This window comes from Brevundimonas sp. (assembly GCF_030656255.1).
Lineage (GTDB): Bacteria > Pseudomonadota > Alphaproteobacteria > Caulobacterales > Caulobacteraceae > Brevundimonas.
Window position 1 is genome coordinate 38,074 of sequence record NZ_JAUSOE010000029.1, and the last position, 6,337, is coordinate 44,410.

Below are 6,337 nucleotides of genomic sequence, written 5' to 3' on the forward strand. Positions count from 1 at the left end.
CCCGAACGACAAATATACATTACATATACGAATCATATAGTCCGGAGTCAGGCCTTGGGCATCGTCAATATCGAGGACGCGCTGCACGAACAGCTGCGTCGCGCCAGCAAGGCCTCCTATCGGTCCATCAACGCCCAGGCGGCCTTCTGGATAAGGATCGGCCTGTTGTGCGAGACCAATCCGGGCCTGACCTTTCAGGACCTGGTGGCGCGCGAGCTGAAGGCGGCGGGCGTGGACGCGACGGCCCTTATGGACGCCCCGACCCTGGCGGACGCGACGGCATGACCAAGACCCCCGCCGAGGTCGAGTTGATGGCGGAGGCCGGGCGCCGGCTGGCCTCGGTCTTCACCCATCTGGACGGGCTGGCGCTGGCCGGCATGACCACGATGGAGATCAATGACCGCGTCGAAGCCTTCATCGTCGATGAACTTCAGGCCAGGCCCGCCAGCAAGGGCCAGTACGGCTATGGTTTCGTGCTGAACAGCTCGCGCAATCAGGTCGTCTGCCACGGCGTGCCGTCGGCGGACGAGGTGCTGAAAAGCGGCGATATCGTCAATCTGGACATCACCCTGGAGAAGGACGGCTTCATCGCCGATTCCAGCAAGACCTATCTGATCGGGACCGTGGGGCCCCAGGCGCGGCGGCTGGTCCGCACCACCTATGAAGCGATGTGGAAGGGTATTCAGGCCGTGCGGCCGGGAGCGAAGCTGGGCGACATCGGCTTCGCCATCGAACGGCACGCCAAGAAGGCCGGCTATTCCGTCGTGCGCGAATACTGCGGCCACGGCATAGGGCGCGAAATGCACGAGGACCCTCAGGTGCTGCATTTCGGCAGGGCGGGCACGGGCGTGACCCTGCGCGAGGGCATGGTCTTCACCATCGAACCCATGCTGAACCAGGGACGCCGAACGGTGCGGACCGAGGACGACGGCTGGACCGTGGTGACGGCAGACGGAATGCTGTCGGCCCAGTTCGAACATACGGTGGCGGTGACGGGCGACGGGGCAAGGGTGCTGACGCTGAGACCGGACGAGATGCGGGTGGCGGCCTAGAGTGAAATCGTCACTTTCGATGCTCAGTTGCGCCCCCGCATGCTAGGGGTGGGGTGAAAGACGCTCAGACGCGTCTGAACCCGAGGCTTGATGCTCAAACTGGGCGTCGCGACGGGATCGGAAAGGGAGGCCCATGGCTCCCGCATCTCAAGATACAGACCTCGGCTCCGCCCTGGCCCTGGCGGTCATTTCAGTGTCCAGCGCACCGCTGCTGCTGATGGACGAGGCGTTCGACGTCGTCGCCGCCAGCCAGTCCTTCCTGCTGGAATTCGGGCTGGACGCCGACGCAGTGGTCGGGCGGTCGATCTTCGACCTGGGCGGAGGCGAATGGAACCTGCCCCGGCTGCGGTCCCTGCTGGGCGCGGTCGGTTCCGGCGGGGCGGACGTGCCCGACTATCAGTTGGAGATGCCGTTCCGGGCCGCCGCCGCACGCAGTCTGAAGCTGAACGCCAAGCGCCTGGTCTTTTCCGACACCCAGCCCGTGCGCCTGTTGCTGACCATCGTGGACGTCACCGCCGCAAAGGCGGCCCAGAAGAAGATGGACGACCTGGTGCGGCAGAAGGAGATTCTGCTGCAGGAGGTTCAGCACCGCGTCGCCAACAGCCTGCAGATCATCGCCAGCGTGCTGCTGCAGACCGCGCGGAAGACGGAATCGATCAAAAGCCGCGCCCATCTGACCGAGGCGCACAACCGCGTCATGTCGGTGGCCGAGGTCCAGCGCCAGCTGTCCTTGAACAAGGTCGGCGAGGTCGCGCTGAAACCCTATCTGGCGCAGTTGTGCGGCAGTATCGGCGCCTCAATGATCGCGGACCATGACCTGGTGCGGATCGATGTCAGCGGCGACGCCAGCGCCCTGGAAGCCGAGGTCTCGGTCAGCATCGGTCTGGTCGTCACCGAACTGGTGATCAACGCCCTGAAACACGCCTTCCCGAACGGGCGAAAGGGCGTGGTCAACGTAGACTTCCAGTCGCGGTCCGAGGATTGGGATCTGACGATCTCCGACGACGGCGTCGGCATGCCCAAGAACCCCGCCGATTCAGAAGCCGGACTGGGAACGGCCATCATCAAGGCCCTGGCTACCCAGTTGGAGGCGTCGATCACCGTCAAGGACCTGGCGCCCGGCACGGAAGTCTCGGTGCTGCATCGCCAGACCGCCGGTGAGATCGCGGCCGTGCCTGCGGTCTAGGCGCGCCGACAGGCGGCGACGCGCGCAGGGGATTCTCTCCTGTCGTCATTCCGGCCTATATGGAGGCTGACGACCGGCGCGCGCCGGGATGAACGGACGACCCGATGGCCGAGCCCCTGCCCTTCCATTCCCCCAAGACCCACGGCTTCGTGCGGGTGGCGGCGGCGACGCCCGTCAGCCACGTGGGCGACCCCAGGGCCAACGCCGAGGAGCACCTGGTCCTGATCCGTCAGGCGGCCGATCAGGGTGTGGACCTGATGGTGTTTCCGGAACTGTCCCTGTCGGCCTACGCCATCGACGACCTGCATATGCAGGCGGCCCTGCTGGACGAGGTGGAACGCCAGATCGCGGTCATCGCCCAGGCGACGGGCGAGCATGATCTGGTCGCCGTGGTCGGGGCGCCGATCCGCAACGGCGACGCCCTGTATAACTGCGCCGTGGTGATGGGCGCGGGCGAAGTGTTGGGCGTCGTGCCCAAGACCTATCTGCCCAACTACCGGGAATACTATGAGAAACGCTGGTTTGCGCCGGCGACGGCGCGCGCCGAGGACGTGATCCAGCTAAATGGCGAGACCATCGATTTCGCGCCGGGGCTGCTGTTCGAGGCAGTGAACAGGCCGGGGTTCGTCTTCGCGGTCGAGATTTGCGAGGACTATTGGGCGCCCCTGCCCCCCTCGACGCGGGCGGCGCTTGCGGGGGCGCGGATCCTGCTGAACCTGTCGGCGTCCAACATCGTCATCGGCAAGGCCGACGAGCGCGCCATGCTCAGCGCCAGCCATTCGGCCCGCACCCTGTCGGCCTATGTCTTCACCGCCTCGGGCTGGGGCGAGAGCACCACCGACCTGGCCTGGGACGGTCAGGCGACCATCCACGAACTGGGATCGAAGCTGGCCGAGGGCGAACGGTTCGCCCTGGAGAACCATCTGACCCTCGCCGACGTCGATGTGGACCGGATCGGCCTGGATCGCCTGAGAAACGGCACCTTCGCCGAATGCGCCCGGGTCGAGGGTGAGCCGGCGACGGTCGTGCCCTTCATGGCGCGCGAAGACGCGGTCGAGAGCGAGCTGATCCGCCCGCTGGACCGTTTCCCCTTCGTGCCGGACGACGCCGGGCGGCTGGATCAGGACTGCTACGAGGCCTTCAACATCCAGGTCCAGGGCCTGATGCGCCGGATGACGGCGACCAATGGCGAACGTCTGGTCATCGGGGTGTCGGGCGGGCTGGATTCGACCCAGGCCCTGCTGGTCGCCTGCCGCGCCTTCGACCGGCTGAACCTGCCGCGGACCAACATCCTGGCCTATACGATGCCGGGCTTCGCGACCTCGGACGGGACCAAGTCCAACGCCTGGGCCCTGATGACGGCCCTGGGGGTCACCGGGGCCGAGATCGACATCCGCCCCGCCGCCGAACAGATGTTCAAGGACATCGGCCACCCCTATGCGGCGGGCGAACCGGTCCACGACATCACCTTCGAGAATGTGCAGGCAGGCCTACGGACCGACTATCTGTTCCGGCTGGCCAACCAGAACCAGGCCTTCGTCCTGGGCACGGGCGACCTGTCGGAACTGGCCCTGGGCTGGGCCACCTATGGCGTCGGCGACCATATGAGCCACTACAACGTCAACAGCGGGGTGGCGAAGACCCTGATCCGCCACCTGATCCGCTGGGTCGCGGCGCGCGAACTGGTCGGCGCCGAGGCGACCCCGACCCTGCACGCCATTCTGGACACCGAGATTTCACCCGAACTGGTACCGGCCAAGGACGGGGTCATCCAGTCTACCGAAGGCACGGTAGGCCCCTATGCGCTGAACGACTTCTTCCTGTTCTACATCAGCCGCTTCGGCCTGAAGCCGTCCAAGGTCGCCTTCCTGGCGCACCAGGCCTGGAGCGACGCCGGCGCTGGGCATTGGCCCGCGAACACGCCCGAGGACGAAAAGGTCGAATACGACCTGGCGACCATCAAGGCGTGGCTGAGGAAATTCCTGATCCGCTTCTTCCAGACCGCCCAGTTCAAACGCTCGGCCCTGCCGAACGGACCCAAGGTCGTGACCGGCGGCTCCCTGTCCCCGCGCGGCGACTGGCGCGCGCCATCGGACGGCAGTGCGCGGGTCTGGCTGGACGAACTGGACGCCAACGTCCCCGACGCCTGACGGCGTCGGTTCCCTGTTTGGGCTATCGCGCTTCGCGCGACTTGAGCCCGCGAAATCGCTCATATCCACATTCGAATTGCGGATATTGCGTGACGCATGGGGTCCGCGCCGCTAGAAGCTTCGCCATGACCGAAGACGTGACCAAAGACTCGAACGGCAACATCCTGGCCGACGGCGACAGCGTGACCCTGATCAAGGATCTGAAGGTCAAGGGCTCGGGCGGGGTGACGCTGAAGCGCGGCACCCTGGTCAAGAACATCCGTCTGACCGGCGACACCGACGAGATCGAAGCCAATGTGGACAAGGTGCGCGGCCTGGTCCTGCGCGTCGAGTTCGTGAAGAAGGCCTGACGGCCCCCTCTTCCCAAATGGGACGTCAGCCGCCATCTAGCGGCCATGACCGACACTCTCGACGCTCCCGTTTCGACCGCCGCACCCCAGAATTCTGGTGGCAAGATCCCCGTCACCGTCCTGACCGGCTATCTCGGCGCGGGCAAGACCACCCTGCTGAACCGGATCCTGACCGAGGATCACGGCAAACGTTACGCCGTCATCGTCAATGAGTTCGGCGAGATCGGCATCGATAACGACCTGGTGGTCGGCGCCGACGAGGACGTGTTCGAGATGAACAACGGCTGCGTCTGCTGCACCGTGCGCGGCGACCTGATCCGCGTGGTCGCCGGCCTGATGAAGCGCCAACGTCCCGGCAAGCCCGCCTTCGACGCGATCATCGTCGAGACCACGGGCCTAGCCGACCCCGGCCCGGTGGCCCAGACCTTCTTCGTCGACGAGGACGTCAAGGCCAAGACCCAGCTGGACAGCGTCACCACCCTGGTGGACGCCAAACATGTGATGGCGCGGCTGGACGATTCAAAAGAGGCCCGCGAACAGGTGGCCTTCGCCGACCGCATCATCCTGAACAAGGTCGATCTGGCGACCACGGAAGAGCTGGACGAGGTCGAGGCCCGGCTGCGGTCGCTGAACCCCCTGGCCCCCATCGTCCGGGCCGAGCGGTCGAACGTGCCGCTGGACCAGGTGCTGGGCCTGCACGCCTTCGACCTGGAGCGGATCCTGGAGGTCCAGCCGGACTTCGCCAACCCGCCGCACGGCGCGGACGGCCATGTGCATAACGAACACTGCGGCCACGACCACCATCATCATGACCATGACCACGGGCATGATCATCACGACCACGACCATGGCCACGATCACGCCCATGGCGCGCGCGGCCACGCCCACCAGGACGACATCAAGGGCATCTCCCTGTCGCTGGACCGGCCGATGGACGGGGCCAAGTTCACCGCCTGGCTGGATCGGCTGCTGGGCGAGCAGGGTCAGAACATCCTGCGCGCCAAGGGCATCATCGACGTCCAGGGCGAGAACCGCCGCCTGGTCTTCCAGGCCGTCCACATGATCCTGGAGGGCGACCTTCAGCGCGAATGGGGCGAGAGCGAACGCCGCTGGAGCCGCGCCGTCTTCATCGGCCGCGAACTGGACGAGGCCGCGCTGCGGGCCGGGTTCGAGGCCTGCGCGGCCTGATATCGCAATAAAAAAGGCCGGTGGATCGCTCCGCCGGCCTTTCTATCAGGCAGCCGGTTCGGCTCAGCCCTTCTCGAACAGCTTGTTCCAGCGGCGCTTGTCGCGGGCCTTCCAGGCGCCGCGGTGATAGGCGTCGGAGCCGATCAAGGGGACGACGGTGGTGGCTTCGGCGAAGACCATCTGTTCGTGGGTGGTCTGGACCTTGCCCCAGGAGGCGGCCTCTTTCAGCGTCGAGGAGGAACAGGCGCCGTCGCGGACGTCGGCGACGGTGATCTGGACGGCGTACTGGTGCATCGGCACCTCCTTGCCGAGGATCTCGGCGCAGACGACCGTGTCCTGGGCGAAGTTCTTCGGCGCGCCGCCGCCGATCATCAGCAGGCCCGTCGTCCCCGCCTTGATCTTCACCCGGGT

7 protein-coding genes are annotated in these 6,337 nt (G+C 66.0%); 6 read left to right on the plus strand and 1 reads right to left on the minus strand.

Features of this window, described 5'->3' with window-relative positions:
• The first annotated feature begins 54 nt into the window (after window positions 1-54).
• The 6 genes from Q7J26_RS03080 (at window position 55) to Q7J26_RS03105 (ending at window position 5,926) form a co-directional block, all read left to right on the plus strand.
• On the plus strand, window positions 55-285 hold the full coding sequence (locus Q7J26_RS03080) for a ParD-like family protein (protein WP_304935049.1): 231 nt from the start codon (window positions 55-57) through the stop codon (window positions 283-285).
• Window positions 282-1,052 (plus strand): type I methionyl aminopeptidase, encoded by a 771-nt coding sequence (gene map, locus Q7J26_RS03085; protein ID WP_304935050.1) that lies wholly within the window; start codon window positions 282-284, stop codon window positions 1,050-1,052. The genes Q7J26_RS03080 and map overlap by 4 nt, the downstream gene beginning before the upstream one ends.
• A 133-nt stretch (window positions 1,053-1,185) precedes the next feature.
• Window positions 1,186-2,238, plus strand: coding sequence for a sensor histidine kinase (locus Q7J26_RS03090; protein WP_304935051.1), 1,053 nt, complete (start codon window positions 1,186-1,188; stop codon window positions 2,236-2,238).
• 104 nt (window positions 2,239-2,342) lie between these two features.
• Window positions 2,343-4,388: an NAD(+) synthase gene (locus Q7J26_RS03095; protein WP_304935052.1), complete on the plus strand. Its 2,046-nt coding sequence runs from the start codon at window positions 2,343-2,345 to the stop codon at window positions 4,386-4,388.
• A 125-nt stretch (window positions 4,389-4,513) separates the two neighbouring features.
• Window positions 4,514-4,738 carry an alkylphosphonate utilization protein gene (locus Q7J26_RS03100; protein ID WP_008263608.1) on the plus strand — a complete coding sequence of 75 codons (225 nt, stop codon included), beginning with the start codon at window positions 4,514-4,516 and terminating at the stop codon, window positions 4,736-4,738.
• A gap of 45 nt (window positions 4,739-4,783) precedes the next feature.
• Window positions 4,784-5,926, plus strand: a complete 1,143-nt coding sequence (locus Q7J26_RS03105; RefSeq protein WP_304935053.1) for a GTP-binding protein — start codon at window positions 4,784-4,786, stop codon at window positions 5,924-5,926.
• 63 nt (window positions 5,927-5,989) lie between these two features.
• Here the strand turns inward: Q7J26_RS03105 and Q7J26_RS03110 are convergent.
• Window positions 5,990-6,337 (minus strand): deoxyhypusine synthase family protein (locus Q7J26_RS03110; RefSeq protein WP_304935054.1); only part of this gene is annotated, 348 nt, incomplete at its 5' end.